This window comes from Streptomyces sp. AA4 (assembly GCF_000158875.1).
Taxonomy (GTDB): domain Bacteria; phylum Actinomycetota; class Actinomycetes; order Mycobacteriales; family Pseudonocardiaceae; genus Amycolatopsis.
This window is the reverse complement of sequence record NZ_GG657746.1, coordinates 8,153,379-8,171,849: the sequence shown is the minus strand read 5'-3', so window position 1 is coordinate 8,171,849 and position 18,471 is coordinate 8,153,379. Positions and strand designations below refer to the sequence as shown.

The window sequence follows — 18,471 nt, the reverse complement described above, 5'->3', positions numbered from 1 at the left end:
CCTGGTGAGTGGCAAGTTTGCCGTACTTCGATAGAATCTTGCCATGACGGTGCATCGGGTCGCGGTGCTGGCGCTCGACGGGGTCCTTCCGCTGGACCTCGCGATCCCGGCGCAGGTGTTTCACTCCCGCCCGCAAACGCACTACGAGATGACGCTGTGCGCGCTCGGCCCGACGGTCTCCACCAGCGCTGGGTTCGCGCTGGCCGCCGAGGGCGGAATCGAGGAGCTGCGCGCGGCGGACACGGTGATCGTGCCGGGGTACGACCCCATCCCCGAGACGCCGGAAGCAGCGGTCGAGTTGCTGGCCGAGGCGCGCGACCGGGGACGGCGGGTGGTGTCCATCTGCACGGGTGCGTTCGCGCTGGCCGCGGCGGGAGTGCTGGACGGCTTGCACGCCACGACGCATTGGGAGTATCTCGACGAATTCGAGCGGGAATACCCGTCGGTCCAGGTCGATCGGGATGTGCTTTACGTCGATGAGGGCGACGTGCTCACGTCGGCTGGCGTGTGCTGCGGCATCGACCTGTGCCTGCACATCGTGCGCCGCGACCTGGGTGCCGCGGTCGCGAATCGGATCGCGCGCGGTCTGGTGGCCGCTCCGCATCGGGAAGGCGGCCAAGCCCAGTACGTGCCCGCTCCGCTCGCGGACGCTGGCGACGCGTCGTTGTCGGCGACGCGGGAATGGGCGTTGCAGCGACTGGACGAATCGCTCAGCATCCGGCTGCTCGCGCGGCACGCGGAGATGTCGCAGCGCACTTTCCTGCGCCGGTTCGCCGAGGAAACCGGGACGACGCCGTTGCAGTGGCTGCTCAACGCCCGGCTCGGCAAGGCGCGGGAACTGCTCGAAACCACGGACCATTCGGTGGACCGGGTCGCGCGGGAGTGCGGCCTGGGCACCCCGGCCAACCTGCGGCTGCACTTCCGGCGGACGCTCGGGACCACGCCGACGGCTTACCGGCGCGCGTTCACTTCCTGACCCGCTCGTTGTGCGTCGGCGGCGGAGGTGGCCAGCAGATCCAGCATCGCGGTTTCCGCGCCGACCGGGTCGTGCGCGGCGATCGCGTCGAGCACCCGGCGGTGGCTCGGGACCGGATCGTCGGTGGGACCGGCGCTGTGGACGAGTTTGTCCCGCTCCGCCAGGCCGATCGCGATGACGCGTTCGATCTGGAGCAGGAAGTTGTTGTGTGCGGCGGTCAGCAGGCTGCGGTGAAACGCCAAATCCGCCTCGACGCTCGCCTCCAGATCCGGCGCGGCCACCATCGCCTCGAGCGCGGATTCAAGCGCGGCAAGGTCTTCGGCGGTCGCGCGCTCGGCGGCCATCCGCGCGGCAGCGGGCTCGACCACGGCGCGGACCTCGGCCAATTCGTCCAGCAGACCGGCGTTTCCGCGCGCGGTGGTTTGCCAGCGCATGACGTCGGCGTCGAGCAGTTGCCAGTTCTCGCGCGACTGCACGAACGTGCCGTGCTTCTGTCGGGCGCCGATCATTCCCTTCGCTGCCAGCACTTTCAACGCTTCCCGCAGCGCGGTGAGGCTGATGTCCAGCTCCTCGCGCAACGCGGGAAGGTCCAGCACCATGCCCTCGCGCCAGTCGCCGGACAGAATGCGCGCGGCGAGCGTTTCCACGGTCTGTCCGTGCAGGCCGCGAGGGCGATGGTCGGTCACCGGAGCGGGAGCACGCACGTCGGGGAGCCGGTCGGGTACTTGCGGACCTCCGCGTTTCCGAGTTCCTTCAAGGGAAAAACGGAAACGACGTCGTCCTTGAACGCGGCGGTGTAGCACAATCCGTCCGCGACGGCGAAGTTCCACGGGTACGAGCCGCACGGCTGATCGGCCGTCGCGCGCAGCGGATTCCCGGCGAACGACGTGATGCATTCCGGGCCGCGGTTCGACAGGTAGATCCCCGAATCGAGCACTTCCAGGTGCGCCACCAGGGATTCGCCGCCCGCCGCGGTAGCCGGGGTCGCTTCGACGAACGCGAACTCTCCCGGCGAAGTCTCCCGCATCGTAATCAGCTCGCCCGACAATTCTCCGGCCACGTAAGCGATTCCGTCCGCGCCGCGCACGAGCTGTCGCGGTCCCGTGCCCGGAGGCAGCGACGAAACCGCCAGCGGAGTCAGTTTTCCTTCGGGAGACAGCGTGTAGCTGCGGATTTCGTCGGTGCCCAGATCGACGGCGCTCACCACCGAACTGTCCGCCGACGACACCGCCATGTGGACGTGCGGGCCCTCCTGCCGGTCCGCGCGCGGCCCGCTTCCGGTGTGCTGCACCAGATCCGTGCGTCCGTCGATCCGGCCGTCCTCGCGCAGGGCGAACACGGCGAGGCTGCCGCCGCCGTAGTTGGCGCACAACAGAAACCGGCCGTCCGGCGTCACCGCGAGATGGCACGGGCTGGCCCCGCCGGACTCGACGACGTCGAGCGCGACCAGGCCGTCCTCGACCGAAACGGAGGTGATCTCGCCGTAGCTCGTCTCGTTGACCGCGTACACCATCGGCAGCGCGGGATGCTGGGTCAGCCAGGTCGGCGACACCATCGGCACCGTCGAATCCGCGATCAACTCGCCGCCGGAGCGCCGGAAAACCGCGATTCCCGTACCGTTTCCGCCGGTTTCGGCGGTACGGCAGCCGACGAGTACGACGTCGCTCACGAGCTCTCCCTCACCAGTGCGGCCACTCGGGCCCGGATGTCCTCAGCGGAGCCACGGGTCAGCGCCGACCCGATCCCGCAGGCGACGGCGCCCGCGTCGAGCCAGCGTGGCACGTCCTCGGGAGCGATTCCACCCGTCGGCACGAGCGGGGCTTGCGGAAGCGCGGCGCGCACGTCCTTGACCCACTGCGGACCGAGAGCGGAAGCGGGGAAAACCTTTACGGCGTCGGCACCTTCCTCCATCGCGCGCACGATTTCGGTGACCGAACCGGTGCCCGGCAACGCCGCGACGCCGTACCGATGAGCGGTACGCAACACCTCGGTGTGCAGTGACGGAGACACGAGAAACCGGGCCCCCGCACGGATCGCGGCCGTCGCGGACGATTCGTCGAGCACCGTGCCGGCCCCGATCGTGGCGTCCGGATACGCGGCGCTCAGCTCCTCGATCGCGACGAGCGCACCGGCGTTGGTGAGCGGGATCTCGACCGACTTCAACCCAGCGTCGAGCACAGCCCGCGCGGCGGTCACGGCGGAGGCGGCGTCCGCCGTCCGCACGATCCCGACGACGCCCTGCCGCACCGCTTCCCGCGTGATCTCCCACCGGTATCCCATGCCGGCCAGCCTAGCAGGCAAATTATAAATTACTAATTATTCTTGCCGACCGTGGAGCAGTGCGGCATGCTTGCGAACCATGCGCACTGCCGTGGTGACCGGTGCGGCGTCCGGGATCGGAGCCGCGACCGCCCTCCAGCTCGAAGCCGACGGCTACCGGGTAATCGGCGTCGACCTCGCCCCGGTGCCCGGCGGCGTACAGGGCGACGTGGCCGAAGACGAGACGTGGCAACGGGTTCTTGAACTAGCGGGCGAAGTCGATGCTGTGGTCAGCAACGCGTGCGTGCCGACTTTGGGGCCATTGCACGAAACCGACCGCGCGCAATGGCAACGACAGCTCGACGTGAACCTCACCGCGGCGTACCTCGCCGTGCGGTCCTTCCTGCCTTCGCTGCGCGCCCGGCGCGGCTCGGTGGTGCTGGTTTCCTCGGTACACGCGCATTTCGGGCTTCCTGGACACCCGGCATACGCGGCCAGCAAGGGCGCGTTGGTGTCTCTGGCCCGGCAATTGGCCGTGGAGTACGCGCCGGAGGTCCGGGTGAATTCGGTGCTCCCGGGGCCGGTGCAGACCGAAGCGTGGAGCCGGATCAGCGAGGAAGACCGCGAACGCAGCGCCCGCGCGACCCCCGCCGGTCGGCTTGGCGACCCCGCCGAAGTCGCCGCGGTGATCGCTTTCCTGCTCTCGTCCTCGGCGTCGTTCGTCACGGGCGCCGAGTTGACCGTCGACGGCGGCTGGTCGGCCGCGAAAGATTCCGCTTAGGAGACAAGGTGCAGATCACCGGGATCGAGACATTCCTCGTCGCGCCGCGCTGGTTGTTCCTCAAGATCAGCACCGACGAGGGCATCGCCGGCTGGGGCGAACCGGTCGTGGAAGGACGCGCCGGGACCGTCCGCGCGGCCGTGCACGAGCTGGCCGAGCTGCTCATCGGGAAGGATCCGCTGCGCGTCGAGGACCACTGGCAGGTCCTGCGGCGCGGCGGTTTCTACCGCGGCGGTCCGGTGCTTTCCAGCGCGCTCGCCGGGTTCGACCAGGCGTTGTGGGACATCGCGGGCAAGGCCCGGAACGCTCCGGTGCACGAGCTGCTCGGCGGTCCGGTGCGCGATCGCGTGCGGGTGTATTCGTGGGTCGGCGGCGATCGTCCGTCGGGGATCTTCGACGCGGTGTCCGCGCAGGTCGAGCGGGGGTTCACCGCGGTGAAGATGAACGTCGCGGGTCCCCTCGGGCCGATCGCCGCCCCGGCCGAAGCTGCTGCCGCACTGGCCCGCGCGCGAGAGGCCCGGGAAGCGCTCGGACCCGACCGGGACCTGGCGATCGACTTCCACGGCCGCGTCTCGCCCGCGATGGCACGGCGGCTGGTGAAGATGCTCGAAGAAGTACAGCCGATGTTCGTCGAGGAGCCGGTGCTGCCGGAACTGCCCGCCGACGTCGTCAAATCGGTGGTCGAGGCCTCGACGGTGCCGATCGCGCTCGGGGAACGGCTGTTCTCGCGCTGGGAGTTCAAACCGGTGCTGGACGCGGGCGTCGCCGTGGTGCAGCCGGATCCGTCGCACGCGGGCGGCATCTCGGAGCTGCGCCGGATCGCCGCGCTGGCCGAGGTGTACGGCGCGAACCTCGCCCCGCACTGCCCGCTCGGCCCGATCTCGCTGGCCGCCGCGCTGCAGGTGGCGTTCGCGACGCCGAACTTCCTGATCCAGGAGCAAAGCCTCGGCATGCACTACCACGACGGCCGCGAGCCGGTCGCCTATCTCGCCGACGACGCGTTGTTCCAGTTCATCGACGGTTACGCCGCGCGTCCGACCGCGCCCGGCCTCGGCATCGAGGTGGACGAGGAGGCTGTCCGCCGCGCCGACGAGGCCGGACACGCCTGGCGGTCGCCCGTGTGGCGGCTGCCCGACGGCAGCTTCACGGAGTGGTGACCGCCCCGCTGACCTGCGCAGGTATCGTGGCCGCGTGACGGACAAGCCCCGCATTCCGAACGTGCTCGCCGCCCGCTACGCCTCACCTGAGCTGGTGGCGCTCTGGTCGCCCGAACGCAAGGTCGTGCTCGAGCGGCGGCTGTGGCTCGCCGTGCTGCGGGCTCAGGCCGAGCTGGGCGTCGAGGTGCCCGACGGCGTCCTCGACGACTACGAGCGCGTGGTCGAGCAGGTCGACCTCGACTCGATCGCCGCCCGCGAACGCGTCACCCGGCACGACGTGAAGGCCCGGATCGAGGAGTTCAACGCCCTCGCCGGGCACGAGCACGTGCACAAGGGCATGACCTCGCGCGACCTCACCGAGAACGTCGAGCAGCTGCAGCAGCTGCGGTCGCTGGAACTGGTCCGCGCGCGCGTCGCCGCGGTGCTGTCCCGGCTGGCCGCGCTCGCCGTCGAGCACTCCGACCTGGTGATGGCCGGCCGCTCGCACAACGTCGCCGCGCAGGCGACCACGCTCGGCAAGCGCTTCGCGACCGCCGCCGACGAGCTGCTCGTCGCGTTCTCCCGGCTGGACAACCTGATCGAGCGCTACCCGCTGCGCGGCATCAAGGGCCCGGTCGGCACCGCGCAGGACATGCTCGACCTGCTCGGCGACGAGTCCACTTTGGACCAGCTGGAGACGAAGATCGCCGAGCACCTCGGCTTCGGCAACCGGTTCGTCAGCGTCGGGCAGGTGTACCCGCGCTCGCTCGACTTCGACGTACTGTCCACTGTGGTCCAGCTCGCCGCCGCGCCGTCCAGCCTCGCCAAGACGATCCGGCTGATGGCCGGGCACGAGCTGGTCACCGAGGGCTTCAAACCGGGCCAGGTCGGGTCGTCGGCCATGCCGCACAAGATGAACACCCGGTCCTGCGAGCGCGTCAACGGCCTCGCCGTGGTGCTGCGCGGGTACCTGTCGATGATCGGCGAACTGGCCGGCGACCAGTGGAACGAGGGCGACGTCTCGGATTCCGTGGTGCGCCGCGTCGCGCTGCCGGACGCGTTCTTCGCGCTCGACGGCCTGCTCGAGACCTTCCTCACTGTGCTCGGCGAATTCGGCGCGTTCCCGGCCGTGGTCGAGCGTGAGCTTGATCGCTATCTCCCGTTCCTGGCGACCACGAAGGTGCTCATGGCGTCGGTGCGCCGGGGCGTCGGGCGTGAGGCGGCTCACGAGGCGATCAAGGAGAACGCCGTCGGGGTCGCCCTCGCGATGCGCGAACGCGGTGTCGAGAACGACCTGCTCGACCGGTTCGCGGCCGACGACCGGATCCCGCTCGACCGCGCTGAGCTGGACGAACTCCTCGCCGACCGGATCTCGTTCACCGGCGTGGCCCCTCGCCAGGTCGAAGAAGTCGCGGCGCGCGTCGAGGACGTGCTCAAGCGATTCCCGGACGCCGCGGCGTACGCGCCGCAGCCGATTCTGTGAGTGCGCGCACGTCGTCCACGTGCTGAGACGGCATTACTCGATCGGGCGAAGCTTTTAGTCTTCGTGCCGAACCCGGAAGCGCCAGGCCGCCGACCCGCGGCCTGGCGCTTCTTGTCTGCGCACCCCGGATATTCAGGAAGAAGTCATGAGAAAGATCCTCAGCACGCTCGCCGTCGTCGTCGCCGCTACCGCGGGCCTCACGGCGTGCGGATCCTCGGACGCTTCTGGGCAGACCCTGCGCGTCGGCACGCTCACCGACGCCCCGCCCAGCATCTACCTCGAAAACGGTCAGTTCACCGGGTACGACAACGAACTGCTGCGGGACATCGCCAAGCGCGAGGGCTTCCAGGTCGAGTTCGTCGGCACCGAGTTCTCCGGCCTGCTCGCCAAGGTCGCCGGCGGCCAGTTCGACATCGGCAGCTCGACGATCTCCGCGACCGCCGCGCGCAAGAAGACCGTGGCGTTCAGCAACGGCTACGACACCAGCTACACCACCGTCGTCAGCAAGAAGGGCGCCGCGCTGCCCGCCGCGAACTCGTTCGCGGGCAAGCGGGTCGGCGTCGTGCAGGGTTCGGTCCAGGACGAGTTCGCCGGAAAGCTCGCCGGTGCGCAGGTCGTCCGGTTCCCGGACTACAACGCCGGTTTCGCGCAGCTGAAGACCGGCGGTCTCGACGGCTGGGTCGTGCCGAAGGACATCGGCCAGAAGTACATTGATCAGAACCCGGCCGTTCCGCTCGAATTCGGCTACACCGTCGCGGACAAGGACACCCCGTCGGCCTTCGCGGTCGCCAAGTCCAACACCGAACTGCTGAAGAAGATCAACGACGGTCTGGCCAAGGCGATCGCCGACGGCACCGCGGCCCGGCTGCACGCGCAGTTCTTCAAGCAGGCGCCGGTCGCGAAGGAGCTGGAGAAGGGCGGACCGGGCCTCCCGGTGGCGAACTCCTGATGCGCGGGCACACTGGTGGCATGAAAAAACTGATCGTCACCGCCCTCGCGGCGGCACTGGTCGCCGGTCTCACCGCGTGCGGTGGCGACGCGGGCGAGACCCTGCGGGTCGGCACGCTGAGCGATTCCCGGCCGAACGCGTACCAGGAGAACGGCCAATTCACCGGCTTCGACAATGAGCTGCTGAAGGATATCGCCGCGAAGGAAGGCCTGAAGCTGGAATTCGTGTCGACGGACTTCTCCGCGCTGCTCGGCAGCGTCGCGAACGGCCGGTTCGACATCGGCAGTTCGGCGATCGCGCAGACCGAAGCGCGCAAGAAGACGGTGGCGTTCAGCGACCCGTACAACTACCAGTCGCTCGGCATCGAGGCGAAGGCTACCGCGGGCATTTCGGACGAGAACTCGTTGGCGGGCAAGCGGATCGGCGTGGTGCAGGGCACGGTGTCGGACACCTGGCTCGCCGCGAACGCGCCGAAGGCACAGGCGGTCCGCTTCCCGAACGACGCGGCGGCGCTGAGCGCGCTGAAGTCCTCGGCGATCGACGGCGCGGTGTTCGACCAGGTGTCCGCGGAGGACTACGCGAGCAAGAACCCCGAGCTGAAGGTGACGAAGGCGATCACGACCAGCATCCCGCACGGGTACGCGGTGCGGAAGGGCAATACGGAGCTGCTGGGCAAGCTGAACGACGGCATCAAGAAGGCCGTCGCGGACGGCACCTGGGCGAAGGTGCACCAGCAGTTCGAGCCGAACATTCCGGTTCCGGCGGATTTCAAGACGAAGTAGCCTGATGGATCAGTTTTTCAACACCTTCCTCAACTGGCAGTACATCTGGGAAGTTTTCCCGGACCTGCTCAAGACCGGCCTGCTGAACACCCTGATCCTGTCGGTGGCGGCGGCTATTATCGGGACCCTGCTCGGCATGGTGCTCGCGGTGATGGGCCTGTCCACCAAACGCTGGCTTCGCTGGCCCGCGCGGGTGTACACGGACATTTTCCGCGGCCTGCCCGCGATCCTGACGATCCTCGTGATCGGCCAGGGCGTCGGCCTGCTCGCTCGCGGTTTGGTGGGCAACAACCCGTACCCGCTGGGCATCGCCGCGCTGAGCCTGATCGCCGCCGCGTACATCGGCGAGATTTTCCGGGCGGGCATCCAGAGTGTCGACAAAGGACAGCTGGAGGCGAGCCGCGCGCTCGGCATGAGCTACACCAAGGCGATGCTGCTGGTGGTGATCCCGCAGGGCGTGCGGCGGGTGCTGCCCGCGCTGGTGAACCAGTTCATCGCGCTGGTGAAGGACTCGACCCTGGTGTACTTCCTCGGTTTCCTTACCTCGCAACGGGAACTGTTCCGGATCGGCCAGGACCTCGCGGCCAACACGGGCAACCTGTCGCCGCTGGTCGCCGCCGGGGTCGTGTACCTGGTGATCACGGTCCCGCTGACGCACCTGGTGAACTACATCGACAAACGGTTGCAAACCGGTCGAAAGGTGCCCACGGAGACCAAGGAAATGATCGCGAGCGGGACGGTATGAGTACAGCGATTCGTTCGTCTTCGGTGGAATTGCGCGACATCCACGTCCGCTTCGGGACGCTGGAGGTGCTGCGCGGGGTGAACCTGAAGGTGCCGAGCGGGAGCACCACGTGCGTGATCGGCCCGTCCGGTTCCGGCAAATCGACCTTGCTGCGGTGCGTGAATCGCCTGCAGGAACCGGACAGCGGCGACCTGCTGCTGGACGGCGAAAGCGTCATCGCCTCGGATCCGGACGCCTTGCGCCAGCGGGTCGGGATGGTGTTCCAGCACTTCAACCTGTTCGGGCACCGGTCTGTTTTGGACAACATCGTCCTGCCGCTGCGCAGCGTGCGCCGTCTGTCCAAAGAGGACGCGACCGAGGTCGCCCGGGCGCGGCTGGCCGAGGTCGGCCTTGCGGACAAGGCCCCGTACCGCCCGGCCGCACTGTCCGGCGGCCAGCAGCAGCGGGTGGCGATCGCCCGTGCGCTGGCGATGGAACCGGAAGTGATGCTCTTCGACGAGGCCACGAGCGCGCTGGACCCGGAGCTGGTGAAGGGCGTCCTTGACCTGATGGCCGGGCTGGCTTCGCGTGGTCTCACTCTGATCGTGGTGACCCACGAGATGGGCTTCGCCCGAAGCGTGGCGGACGAGGTCGCGTTCATGGACGCGGGGCGGATCGTGGAGCAGGGGACGCCGGAGCAGATGTTCGAGGCGCCGGCTAGTCCTCGGTTGCAGCAGTTCCTGTCGCAGGTGCTGTGAGGGGACGGCCGTCCTCGCAGAGGAGGCAACTGTCGCCGGTCCCGGCGGCTTCCCAGGCCACCTGGAGCCGCCGGGCCAGCGGCGGGGCTACTCGCTGAGCTGCCTCGTCGATCGGCAGCAGGTGCACGGCGAGGATTTCCGGGTCAGTGAGGGTGAGACGGGCGGTTTCCGCCGCGGAAATTCGCCCGCCGTCGAAGATGAACGCGAGCCCTTCTGGCATCCGGCCGTCGTCCGGTGCGTAGTCGATGACCAGCAGTGGACCGAGCGGGCGGTCGATCCCGATTTCCTCGGCTTGTTCCCGGCGCGCCGTGCGCCACGGCGGTTCGCCCGCGTCGCACACTCCGCCGGGTATGTCCCAGCTGTCCTTATAGGACGGCTCGACGAGCAGGACGCGTCCGGTTTCGTCGCGGAGCAAGATGCCTGCCGACATCCGCTTCCGCGGCAGCGAGCGCACATACTCGTCGAACGGCAGCAGCTCCACGAGTTCGCAGGGTACCGGCGCGCCGGTGGTCCACGACGGGATCGTGCGCCCCAGTTCCCTCCGGACCGACAGGTACCGTGAACCCCATGGGGACGATCTCGCGGCTCACGTACTACCCGGTCAAAGGCTGCGCCGGGACGACAGTCCAGTCCGCCGACGTGACCCCGGCCGGTCTCGCGCACGACCGGGAGTTCATCGTCGCCGCGGCCGACGGCGACTTTCGCAGCCAGCGCCGCTTCCCCGGCATGGCCGCCATCCGGCCCCGCGTCCTCGACGGCGGCACCCGGCTCGCCCTGTCCGCGCCCGGGGTCGAGGACCTGACCATCGAGGTCCAGAAGGACGGCCGGCGGCACCCCGCGTCCACCTTCAACTGGACCGGCGAGGGCGTCCACCAGGGCCCCGACGCCGCTGAGTGGTTCTCCACCGTGCTGGGTCAGCCGTCCGTGCTGCTCGGCGTCACCCCGGAGCATGACCGCGTCACGAGCGGGGAGACCCGCGGGACCGCGAGGTTCGCCGACGGCCACGCGATCCTCGTCATCTCCGAGTCCTCTTTGGACCACCTGAACGAGCGGATCGCGCAGCGCGGAGCCGAGCCGGTGCCGATGGACCGATTCCGGCCCAACCTCGTGATCCGCGGCTGGGCGGAACCGCATGCCGAGGACGCGGTGCGCCGGATGGAAGCCGGCGGCGTCGAATTCGCCTACGCGCAGCTGTGCGTCCGGTGCGCGGTGCCGATGGTCGATCAGGAAACCGGCAAGCGCTCCGGCCCGGAGCCGATTCGCTCCCTCGCCGCGTACCACCGGGACCCGTCCGGCGGCGTCCTCTTCGGCATGAAGGCGGCGGTCACCCGGCCGGGTCAGCTGGCGGTCGGCGACGCAGTGATCGTGCATTCCTCGGCCGGTCCGATCCGCAGCACCGAAGCCGCCGAACCGCCGTTGACCGCGACGGCCAGCTTCCCCGCCGAATCGGGATAGACGAGGTTCGCGCCCCGCGGGACGTCGGCGAAGGTCCGGCCGATCGTGGCGGACACCGCGACGTGCTCGCTGTGCACCGTCACCTCACCGGTCAACCCGGTTAGGTCGAGGTCGGCGGGCGTAGCGGCGAGCTGGACGTTGCCGAAGTGGTCGACGGTCAGCACGTCCGACACGAGCTTGCCGGGGAACGCCGCGACCAGCGGTTCTGGCAGGCGCACCAGGTCGCGGATGGCGGGTCCGAAGGAGCCGGGGTGCGCGCCGAGCGCGAGCTTCGCGGCGACGGGAGCGAAGATGTCGCGGCCGTGAAAGGTCGCGGACACCGGCGTGCGCACGTCGATCACGTACGCCGCGTACACGCCGCCTAGCGCTTCTGCGGCCGGTAAGAGCAGACCGTTGTCCGGGCCGACCAGGATGCCGTGCGCAGCGTCCACCACGATGCCACGGCGCTCCGTACCGACGCCTGGGTCGACAACAGCCAGGTGTACGGCCTTAGGCAGCGACGGCACGGTCTGCGCGAGCACTGCCGCGCCTGAGCGCACCTGCTGCGGCGGGACGAGGTGGGTTACGTCGAGAACGCGTACGTCGGGCGCGATGCCAGCGATGACCCCGTGGCAGGCGGCCACGAAGCCGTCGTGCAGCCCGTAGTCGGAGGTGAACGAAATCCAGCGGTAGGCCATGACCTGCATCATCCTCGCGGTAGCGGTGCTCGGGTTAGGGTGCAGCAGTGACGACGCTCGCCGATTACCCGAAGATCGCCGCCGGAAAAGTCCGGGACCTGTACGCGGTCGGGGACGACCACCTGCTGCTGGTCACCTCGGACCGCATCTCCGCCTACGACTTCATCCTGGACACGCCCATCCCCGACAAGGGCCGCGTGCTCACGGCGATGAGCGTGTTCTGGTTCGAGCAGCTGTCGGACCTGATCCCGAACCACCTCGTCGCGTACGACGACCCGCGCATCCCCGCCGAGGTACGCGGGCGCGCGCTGCTCGTACGCCGTCTCGACATGCTTCCGGTGGAAGCTGTCGCGCGCGGATACCTCACGGGGTCCGGGTACTCGGACTATCAGCGTACGGGCGCAGTGTGCGGAGTAGAGCTGCCTGAAGGTCTCGTAGAGGCCTCGAAGCTGCCTTCGCCGATCTTCACGCCGGCAACGAAGGCGGCGTTCGGCGAGCACGACGAGAACGTTTCGTTCGACGCAGTGGTCGCGACTATCGGTGCGAAGCGGGCGGAGGAGCTTCGCGAGGCGACGCTCGCGGTGTACCGCCGTGGAGCGGAAGTGGCGGCGAAGCGCGGAATCCTGCTGGCGGACACGAAGTTCGAGTTCGGCGTGGACGAGACGGGCGCGCTGGTGCTGGCGGACGAAGTGCTGACGCCGGATTCGTCGAGGTACTGGCCGGCGGAGGGGTACGAGCCGGGAAGGGTGCAGCCGTCGTTCGACAAGCAGTACGTGCGAAATTGGCTGACGGGGCCGGAGTCGGGCTGGGACAGGGCGTCGAATGTGCAGCCGCCGCCGTTGCCGAGTGAAGTGGTGGAGGCGACGAGGGGAAGGTACGTGGAGGCGTACGAGAGGATGACGGGGTTGTCGTTGGAGGACTGGCTGTAGGACGGGGGCAGGCCGAGGAAGCAGCCGAGGAGCCCAGGGAGAGAACCCCGAAAACTGTCGGCACCCCCTGACACACTGCAACCATGACCACACCGTACGCAACACCGCGCGCGAGGGCATTGGGCCTGGAGTTACGCGCGGCGCGGGAGAGAAGAAGACTGGGTGTAAGAGAGTTGGCCCGGTTGCTGGGGATGACGCCTGGTTTCGTGACGAACTGGGAAAGAGGACTGCGGCTGCCGAAGCCGGAGGACATCGGAGCGGTACTGGCGCACTGCAGGGTGGTCGGGCCGGACCGCAGGCGAATAGTGGAGATGGCGCGAGGAGCGCGAGAGCAGGACTGGATAGACAGCGGCGGAGAAGAGCCGTACCTGGAGTGGGAACGCACGGCGGAGGCAGTGTTCTGCTGGGAGCCGGAAGCGGTGCCGCAGTTGCTGCAGACGAGCGGGTACGCGCGAGCGTTGCTGTCGAGTGCGGCGGGCGCTGTCGAGGACGAAGTGGAAGCGCGGGTAGCCGAGAGGCTGTCGCGGCGAGCGGTGCTCGATTCGGGTACGCGGTGTGTGCTGGTGCTGGGGGAAGCGGCGCTGCACAAGAGGATCGGCGGCGCGGAAGCGATGGCGGAACAGCTGTGGCACCTGCGCGAGAGGTGGGCGGAAGGCAAGGCCGACGTGCGGGTGATCCCGGCGGACCGCCGACCCGATCTGGGCAGGGCGTTCACGATTTTCGATTTCGCGGACCTGCCCTCGATCGTCCACGAGCGGTTGCTGCGCGAAAGCGCGAGCAGTTCGAGTCCCGCGCGCGTGGCGAAATACCGCGAGGTGGCGGAAACGTTGCTGGAACTGGCCTTGCCGAAGCCCGAGACGGACGCCCTGCTGGAGTCGGCGCTGCGGAAATTGTCGGTGCCGTAGGGCAGAGTGGGGGCTGGGGAAAGGAGCGGCATGAGCCGAGCTTTGGTGTTGGGCGGTGGTGGCGTCGCCGGGATCGCGTGGGCGACCGGTTTGCTGACCGGGCTTGCGGAAGCGGGCCAGGACGTGACCGGTGCCGACGTGCTGATCGGCACGTCCGCGGGCGCGACGGTGGCGGCGCAGCTGGGCAGCGGTTTGCCGCTGCCGCAGCTGTACGCACGGCAAACCGACCCGGCCCGGCAAGCGGCGGAGATCGCGGCCGAGTTCGACCCGGAAAAGTTCGGCGAGGAATTCGCCGCGGTGCTCGCCGACGGCGGCACCGCGGCGGAAACCCGCCGCGCGATGGGAAAATACGCCCTGGCCGCGGAAACCGTGCCGGAACCGCGCCGCCGCGCGGTGATCGAATCCCGTCTGCCGTCCCACGATTGGCCCGAGCGTGCGGTGAAAATCGTTGCGGTGGAAGCGGAAACCGGTGAACCGGCAGTGTTCGACCGCGCGTCCGGCGTCCCGCTGGTCGTCGCGGTGGAAGCAAGCTGCGCCGTGCCCGGCGTCTGGCCAGCGGTGCCGATCAACGGAAAGCGGTATGTGGACGGCGGCGTCCGTTCCTCCGCGAATGCTGACTACGCAACAGGTTTCGCCCAGGTGACAGTGGTCGTCCCGATGGGCGCGACGGAGGCATTCCCGACGGAGCAGCCGTTCGACCAGGTACTGGCAGAGCTGCGCGCGGCAGGCGCGAAGGTAGCGGTTCTGGAACCGGACGAGGCCTCGGTCGCGGCGATCGGACCGAACCCGCTGGACCCAGAAACCCGCGCACCAGCCGCGGCGGCAGGATTGGCACAGGGCCAACGGGGAGGGGTGGTGTGGAAGTGAGGCCGGCGCGCGGCTTGGCGGCTTGGGGTTGATCTCGGTGGTCCATGCGCCGGTTTCGACGCAGACTGACCGCTGTCGGCTTCGGGTTGGCGCACTGTCTGGCGGCTTGGCCTGATCTCGGTGGGCTGCTGCCTGTTCCGGTGGAGACGGATTGCTGCGGGTTTGAGGTTGGTGCGCCGTCTAGTGGTTTGGCCGGTCTTAGCGGGCGACGCCCAGTTTCGGCAGAGGCTGGTCGTCGTCGGTTGCCGTGGGCGCGGCATCCGGCGGCTTGCGGCTGATCTTGGTGGGTCCCGCCTGTTTCGGTGGAGGCTGATTGCTGCGGTTTTCCGTTTGGCGCGCCGCCTGGTGGCGTGTGGCTGATCTTGGCGTGCCCCGAGCGCCCTGTTTCGGTGTGGGCTGGCCGCAGTCAGTTTCCCGTTGGTGCGGAAGCGGCATTCGGCCGACGCTCGGCAGCGTTGCTTCGGAGCGGTCCCATCGGGACCAGGCCTGCTCCGGAGTTAGCACTCCGCTGAAGTCGCTCGATTCGCCGCCAAACGTTCACCGTCAAGTTCGGCTCGGTACACCCCTGAAGCAGGTTCGGGTTGGTGCTTGCGCGGAATACCGTGCGGAAATCGCGTTCGCGCGGTAGCGGTGGGTGAAAACCGGGAATCCCCCGAGAAGCACGACCCCGTTCCGCCCTTCGCGCTGGCACACTGGGCTCCGTGCTTTTGCTCATCAGCGGCAGCCTGCGGGCCGGTTCGGTCAACGCGGCTGTCATCGCGACCGCGGCTGGCTTCACCGCGTCCACTGTGTACGGTGGGCTCGCCGAGTTGCCGCACTTCAATCCGGATCATGATCGGGAGCCGTTGCCGGGCGAGGTCGTGGCGTTGCGGGAGGCGATCGGCGCGGCGGACGGCGTCCTGTTCTGCACCCCGGAGTACGCCGGCGGCTTGCCGGGTTCCTTCAAGAACCTGCTCGACTGGACTATCGGCGGCGGCGAGATGTACGGCAAACCCGTGGCGTGGATCAACGCGTCTTCGGTCGCCGCGCCGACCGGGGGTGCGGACGCGCACGAGTCCCTCCGCAAGACGCTCACCTACGCGGGCACCCGCATCGTCGACGACGCTTGTGCGCGGATTCCCATTCCTCGCCAGGCCGTCGAGAACGGGGCCCTCATCGACCCCGACCTGCGCGGGCGGATCGCGGTCGCGGTGCGGCGGCTCGTCGATGCGGCTAAACCGTGAGTTGCTGAGTCCATTCGAAAAAGCTGTCGGAGCGACGGCGGGCGAGATGTTCGGAAGCGGAACGAAGCTCGGCCGGGACGAACCCGGCGCGGCACGTAATCGGCCGCCCTCCCGGGGAGGCTCGGAATGGCAGATTCCCGTCACCACCACGGACGCGGGACAGGCAGCCGAAAATCGGTGGACTCGCGGCATTTGCCCGGTTAGCCTCCGCAAGAGTGAGTTACGAGCATCCTCTCGCCTACCTCATCGGCATCGAAGGAGCGGCACTCCTCCGCGCGTTTACCGGCGAGCACGATCGCGAGTTTGTCGAAGCACGTCTTGGCGAGATCCGCGCACTGCTGGCTGACCAGGACCTCGCCGAGGGCGTCGAGGTAACCCAGCTCGAACCGCGCGACGGGTATGCCCTCTGGGCCGCCGCGTACGACTCTGGCGAGAACGCGGCCTTCGCCGACGAGCCCTACCTCGCGGCGATCCTCGACGGAATCCCGCCCGGCCGGGCGCTCGACGCTGCCTGCGGGACTGGACGGCTCACCCGTCTCCTGGTCGAACGCGGTCATCAGGTCGTTGCGGTCGACGGGTCGCCGGAGATGCTCAGTCATGCCAAGGCTGACTCGACTTTGGTCGCTGACCTGCAGGAACTTCCCGTCGAGGACGGTTCGCAGGACGTCGTGCTCTGCGGACTCGCGCTGTCGCACGTGCCGGATCTGGAGCCCGTGATCGCGGAGTTCGCGCGCGTCCTCGCCCCGGGTGGGCATCTCGTGCTTTCCGACGTCCACCCCGAGCAGGTCCAGCGCGGATCGATCCCCTCCGTGCGCACCGCCGACGGGGTCCCGGCTCGGGTGCGGACCAAGCACCATCGGGTCGGTGACTACTTGCGTGCGTTCCTCGCGGCCGGCATCACCCCGGTGAGCTGTGCGGAGCCGACGCCGACGGCGACCAAACCGCAGCATGTTCCGGGCGGTGGGCCGTGGGATCTCTGGCCGTGGTCGCTCAACGGGCTGATCCCGGACGCGCTGGCCGCGGCGGCGAACGGCGTGCCGTCGATGCTCATTTGGCATTGCCGCAAAGCCGAATGAGAACGCGTGAAGCCGACGGTGACTGTCCGCCGTGTAAGTCTCACTCGTAGTTCACGGAGCGGTCAGGCGGTCGCCACACGGCTGCGGCGCAATGGTGGCGTGGATGCTCGCCTGCTGGTCTCGCTGTCCGGGGTCACCACGCGCACGCTGCACCGTTGTGCGCATCTGGCGGCCGAACTCGAACGTCGGCACGTCCCGCTGTCGATTCTGCATGTCGCGCGCACCGAGGACGGGCCGGTCACGGCCTGGGTCCGTACGCGGGCCGCTGCGGGCGACTCGGTGTTGCTCAACGGCTATGACCACCGCATCCCGCCGACGCATCGTGCCGTGCATCTGGGGCGCAAGGCGGAGTTCGCGGCGCTCCCCGCGCACGAAGCGCGGCTCCGGCTGATCGCGGCGAAGGCTGCCCTCGACGCGACTGGCGTGACTGTCGACGGCTTCGCGCCGCCGCGTTGGCTCGCGTCGCCGGGCACTGTGCAGGCGTTGCGGGAGCACGGCTTCACGCTGTGCGCCGATCAGAACGCTGTCCGGGACCTGGTGACCGGCGAGATCCGGCGCGCGCGGGTGCAGGACTTCGCGAGTCAGTCGCATCGGACGGAGACGGTCCGGTGCTTCGCGCTCGTGCTGGCCTCCGCCCGGGCCGCGCGCCGAGGCGGGCTGGTGCGGCTTGGCATCGACGCCGCTGACCTCAGCCGCCCCGGCTTGCGGCAGGCGTTGCTGGACGCGGTGGACGTCGCCCTCGAAAACCGGGCTTTCGGGAGCACCTACGGCTCCCTCCGCCACACCGCTCCCGCCTAGATCTCCGTCGCGACGCCTCGATCGAGCACCTTCACCTCGGTGCCCTCCGGAGCCAGGTTCTGGAACAGCCCGTAGTGCATCGCAGGGTTGGCCAGCACCGCCTCGTGGATCGGCACCGAACGGCGCGGCGCGACCGCGCGCAGGAAGTCCACCGCTTCGCCCGCCTTCAGCCACGGGGCCCCGGTCGGCAGGCCGAGCACGTCGACCTTCTGCTCGGGCACGAAGAACGAGTCGCCCGGGTGGTAGAACGCGCCGTGGTCGACGAGGTAGCCGATGTTCGGGATCACCGGGATGTCGGCGTGGATCACCGCGTGCTCGCCGCCGACCACCGACACCGAGGTACCGCCGAACTCGAACGCGTCGCCGGGCCGCGCGACCTCGAACTCCAGGTGCAGCTTCTCGATCGCCTCGGCCGAGCCCGGGTCGACGACCAGTTTCGCGTCCGGGTTCGCCTTGAGCAGACCGGGCAGCCGTTCGACGTCGAGGTGGTCGAAGTGCTGGTGGGTGATCAGCACCGCGGACAGTTCGCGCTCGGCCTCGAAGCCGGTGGAGAACGTGCCCGGGTCGAGCAGAATCCGCTCCGCGGTGGTCTCGAGCAGTACGCAGGAATGTCCGAAATGGACGATCCGCATCAGGTTTTCTCCTTACCAGATTGGTCGGCTCAACCCTACGCTTCGGCCCGCCCCGGGATCG

Annotated in this window: 21 protein-coding genes; 15 read left to right on the top strand and 6 right to left on the bottom strand. The window is 68.8% G+C overall.

Going from position 1 to position 18,471, the window contains the following annotated elements:
• Positions 1-43 precede the first annotated feature (43 nt).
• A complete protein-coding gene (locus SSMG_RS37375; RefSeq protein WP_009084832.1) occupies positions 44-976 on the top strand; it encodes a GlxA family transcriptional regulator in 933 nt (310 codons plus the stop codon).
• Here SSMG_RS37375 and SSMG_RS37370 read toward each other — a convergent pair.
• Genes SSMG_RS37370 through SSMG_RS37360 form a run of 3 tightly spaced genes read right to left on the bottom strand, consistent with a single transcriptional unit; the run spans position 952 to position 3,256 of the window.
• Positions 952-1,662, bottom strand: coding sequence for a FadR/GntR family transcriptional regulator (locus tag SSMG_RS37370; RefSeq protein ID WP_009084831.1), 711 nt, complete (start codon positions 1,660-1,662; stop codon positions 952-954). The genes SSMG_RS37375 and SSMG_RS37370 overlap by 25 nt on opposite strands.
• Entirely contained in the window at positions 1,659-2,645 is a 987-nt protein-coding gene (locus tag SSMG_RS37365; protein WP_009084830.1) for a beta-propeller fold lactonase family protein, read from the bottom strand. The genes SSMG_RS37370 and SSMG_RS37365 overlap by 4 nt, the downstream gene beginning before the upstream one ends.
• Positions 2,642-3,256 (bottom strand): bifunctional 4-hydroxy-2-oxoglutarate aldolase/2-dehydro-3-deoxy-phosphogluconate aldolase, encoded by a 615-nt coding sequence (locus SSMG_RS37360; RefSeq protein ID WP_009084829.1) that lies wholly within the window; start codon positions 3,254-3,256, stop codon positions 2,642-2,644. The genes SSMG_RS37365 and SSMG_RS37360 overlap by 4 nt, the downstream gene beginning before the upstream one ends.
• A 79-nt stretch (positions 3,257-3,335) precedes the next feature.
• Between SSMG_RS37360 and SSMG_RS37355 the strand changes: the two genes are divergently transcribed.
• From SSMG_RS37355 to SSMG_RS37325, 7 genes are all read left to right on the top strand, one after another.
• Positions 3,336-4,016, top strand: coding sequence for an SDR family NAD(P)-dependent oxidoreductase (locus SSMG_RS37355; RefSeq protein ID WP_009084828.1), 681 nt, complete (start codon positions 3,336-3,338; stop codon positions 4,014-4,016).
• An 8-nt stretch (positions 4,017-4,024) separates the two neighbouring features.
• The gene (gene dgoD / locus SSMG_RS37350; RefSeq protein ID WP_009084827.1) at positions 4,025-5,173 is read left to right on the top strand and encodes a galactonate dehydratase; all 1,149 of its coding nucleotides are present in this window, start codon (positions 4,025-4,027) and stop codon (positions 5,171-5,173) included.
• Positions 5,174-5,207: 34 nt separating this feature from the next.
• On the top strand, positions 5,208-6,635 hold the full coding sequence (purB, locus tag SSMG_RS37345; protein WP_009084826.1) for an adenylosuccinate lyase: 1,428 nt from the start codon (positions 5,208-5,210) through the stop codon (positions 6,633-6,635).
• A 145-nt stretch (positions 6,636-6,780) separates the two neighbouring features.
• Complete coding sequence (locus tag SSMG_RS37340) at positions 6,781-7,584, top strand: ABC transporter substrate-binding protein (RefSeq protein ID WP_009084825.1); 804 nt, start codon at positions 6,781-6,783, stop codon at positions 7,582-7,584.
• Between the two features lie 20 nt (positions 7,585-7,604).
• On the top strand, positions 7,605-8,366 hold the full coding sequence (locus SSMG_RS37335) for an ABC transporter substrate-binding protein (RefSeq protein WP_037716164.1): 762 nt from the start codon (positions 7,605-7,607) through the stop codon (positions 8,364-8,366).
• 4 nt (positions 8,367-8,370) lie between these two features.
• The gene (locus tag SSMG_RS37330) at positions 8,371-9,111 is read left to right on the top strand and encodes an amino acid ABC transporter permease (protein ID WP_009084823.1); all 741 of its coding nucleotides are present in this window, start codon (positions 8,371-8,373) and stop codon (positions 9,109-9,111) included.
• Positions 9,108-9,848 carry an amino acid ABC transporter ATP-binding protein gene (locus SSMG_RS37325; RefSeq protein WP_009084822.1) on the top strand — a complete coding sequence of 247 codons (741 nt, stop codon included), beginning with the start codon at positions 9,108-9,110 and terminating at the stop codon, positions 9,846-9,848. The genes SSMG_RS37330 and SSMG_RS37325 overlap by 4 nt, the downstream gene beginning before the upstream one ends.
• Here the strand turns inward: SSMG_RS37325 and SSMG_RS37320 are convergent.
• Positions 9,808-10,329 (bottom strand): NUDIX hydrolase, encoded by a 522-nt coding sequence (locus SSMG_RS37320; RefSeq protein WP_009084821.1) that lies wholly within the window; start codon positions 10,327-10,329, stop codon positions 9,808-9,810. The genes SSMG_RS37325 and SSMG_RS37320 overlap by 41 nt on opposite strands.
• 86 nt (positions 10,330-10,415) lie before the next feature.
• Here SSMG_RS37320 and SSMG_RS37315 point away from each other — a divergent pair, with 86 nt between their 5' ends.
• Complete coding sequence (locus SSMG_RS37315) at positions 10,416-11,303, top strand: MOSC domain-containing protein (RefSeq protein WP_009084820.1); 888 nt, start codon at positions 10,416-10,418, stop codon at positions 11,301-11,303.
• On the opposite strand, the gene SSMG_RS44070 is transcribed toward SSMG_RS37315, so the two are convergent.
• Positions 11,186-11,980, bottom strand: a complete 795-nt coding sequence (locus SSMG_RS44070) for an S-adenosyl-l-methionine hydroxide adenosyltransferase family protein (RefSeq protein WP_078561034.1) — start codon at positions 11,978-11,980, stop codon at positions 11,186-11,188. The two genes, SSMG_RS37315 and SSMG_RS44070, sit on opposite strands and share 118 nt — an antisense overlap.
• 47 nt (positions 11,981-12,027) lie before the next feature.
• On the opposite strand from SSMG_RS44070, the gene SSMG_RS37305 reads away from it, so the two are divergent.
• The 6 genes from SSMG_RS37305 to SSMG_RS37280 all read left to right on the top strand — a co-directional run bounded on the left by SSMG_RS37305 (position 12,028) and on the right by SSMG_RS37280 (position 17,778).
• Positions 12,028-12,909 (top strand): phosphoribosylaminoimidazolesuccinocarboxamide synthase, encoded by an 882-nt coding sequence (locus tag SSMG_RS37305; protein WP_009084818.1) that lies wholly within the window; start codon positions 12,028-12,030, stop codon positions 12,907-12,909.
• Between the two features lie 83 nt (positions 12,910-12,992).
• On the top strand, positions 12,993-13,814 hold the full coding sequence (locus SSMG_RS37300; RefSeq protein ID WP_009084817.1) for a helix-turn-helix transcriptional regulator: 822 nt from the start codon (positions 12,993-12,995) through the stop codon (positions 13,812-13,814).
• 30 nt (positions 13,815-13,844) lie between these two features.
• On the top strand, positions 13,845-14,681 hold the full coding sequence (locus SSMG_RS37295; RefSeq protein ID WP_037716162.1) for a patatin-like phospholipase family protein: 837 nt from the start codon (positions 13,845-13,847) through the stop codon (positions 14,679-14,681).
• A 701-nt stretch (positions 14,682-15,382) separates the two neighbouring features.
• Positions 15,383-15,904, top strand: a complete 522-nt coding sequence (locus SSMG_RS37290; RefSeq protein WP_009084815.1) for an NADPH-dependent FMN reductase — start codon at positions 15,383-15,385, stop codon at positions 15,902-15,904.
• Between the two features lie 215 nt (positions 15,905-16,119).
• The gene (locus tag SSMG_RS37285) at positions 16,120-16,980 is read left to right on the top strand and encodes a class I SAM-dependent methyltransferase (protein ID WP_037716160.1); all 861 of its coding nucleotides are present in this window, start codon (positions 16,120-16,122) and stop codon (positions 16,978-16,980) included.
• Positions 16,981-17,079: 99 nt separating this feature from the next.
• The gene (locus SSMG_RS37280; protein ID WP_199786094.1) at positions 17,080-17,778 is read left to right on the top strand and encodes a DUF2334 domain-containing protein; all 699 of its coding nucleotides are present in this window, start codon (positions 17,080-17,082) and stop codon (positions 17,776-17,778) included.
• On the opposite strand, the gene SSMG_RS37275 is transcribed toward SSMG_RS37280, so the two are convergent.
• Positions 17,775-18,410, bottom strand: a complete 636-nt coding sequence (locus SSMG_RS37275; RefSeq protein WP_009084812.1) for an MBL fold metallo-hydrolase — start codon at positions 18,408-18,410, stop codon at positions 17,775-17,777. The two genes, SSMG_RS37280 and SSMG_RS37275, sit on opposite strands and share 4 nt — an antisense overlap.
• Positions 18,411-18,471: the final 61 nt, after the last annotated feature.

Excerpts from the sequence above, each read along its gene's own strand:
- SSMG_RS37340 (WP_009084825.1), top strand. The coding sequence starts at position 6,781 with ATGAGAAAGATCCTCAGCACGCTCGCCGTCGTCGTCGCCGCTACCGCG.
- SSMG_RS37375 (WP_009084832.1), top strand. The coding sequence starts at position 44 with ATGACGGTGCATCGGGTCGCGGTGCTGGCGCTCGACGGGGTCCTTCCG.
- SSMG_RS37335 (WP_037716164.1), top strand. The coding sequence starts at position 7,605 with ATGAAAAAACTGATCGTCACCGCCCTCGCGGCGGCACTGGTCGCCGGT.
- SSMG_RS44070 (WP_078561034.1), bottom strand. The coding sequence starts at position 11,980 with ATGGCCTACCGCTGGATTTCGTTCACCTCCGACTACGGGCTGCACGAC.
- SSMG_RS37325 (WP_009084822.1), top strand. The coding sequence starts at position 9,108 with ATGAGTACAGCGATTCGTTCGTCTTCGGTGGAATTGCGCGACATCCAC.
- SSMG_RS37295 (WP_037716162.1), top strand. The coding sequence starts at position 13,845 with ATGAGCCGAGCTTTGGTGTTGGGCGGTGGTGGCGTCGCCGGGATCGCG.
- SSMG_RS37330 (WP_009084823.1), top strand. The coding sequence starts at position 8,371 with ATGGATCAGTTTTTCAACACCTTCCTCAACTGGCAGTACATCTGGGAA.
- SSMG_RS37275 (WP_009084812.1), bottom strand. The coding sequence starts at position 18,410 with ATGCGGATCGTCCATTTCGGACATTCCTGCGTACTGCTCGAGACCACC.
- SSMG_RS37355 (WP_009084828.1), top strand. The coding sequence starts at position 3,336 with ATGCGCACTGCCGTGGTGACCGGTGCGGCGTCCGGGATCGGAGCCGCG.
- SSMG_RS37300 (WP_009084817.1), top strand. The coding sequence starts at position 12,993 with ATGACCACACCGTACGCAACACCGCGCGCGAGGGCATTGGGCCTGGAG.
- SSMG_RS37315 (WP_009084820.1), top strand. The coding sequence starts at position 10,416 with ATGGGGACGATCTCGCGGCTCACGTACTACCCGGTCAAAGGCTGCGCC.
- SSMG_RS37360 (WP_009084829.1), bottom strand. The coding sequence starts at position 3,256 with ATGGGATACCGGTGGGAGATCACGCGGGAAGCGGTGCGGCAGGGCGTC.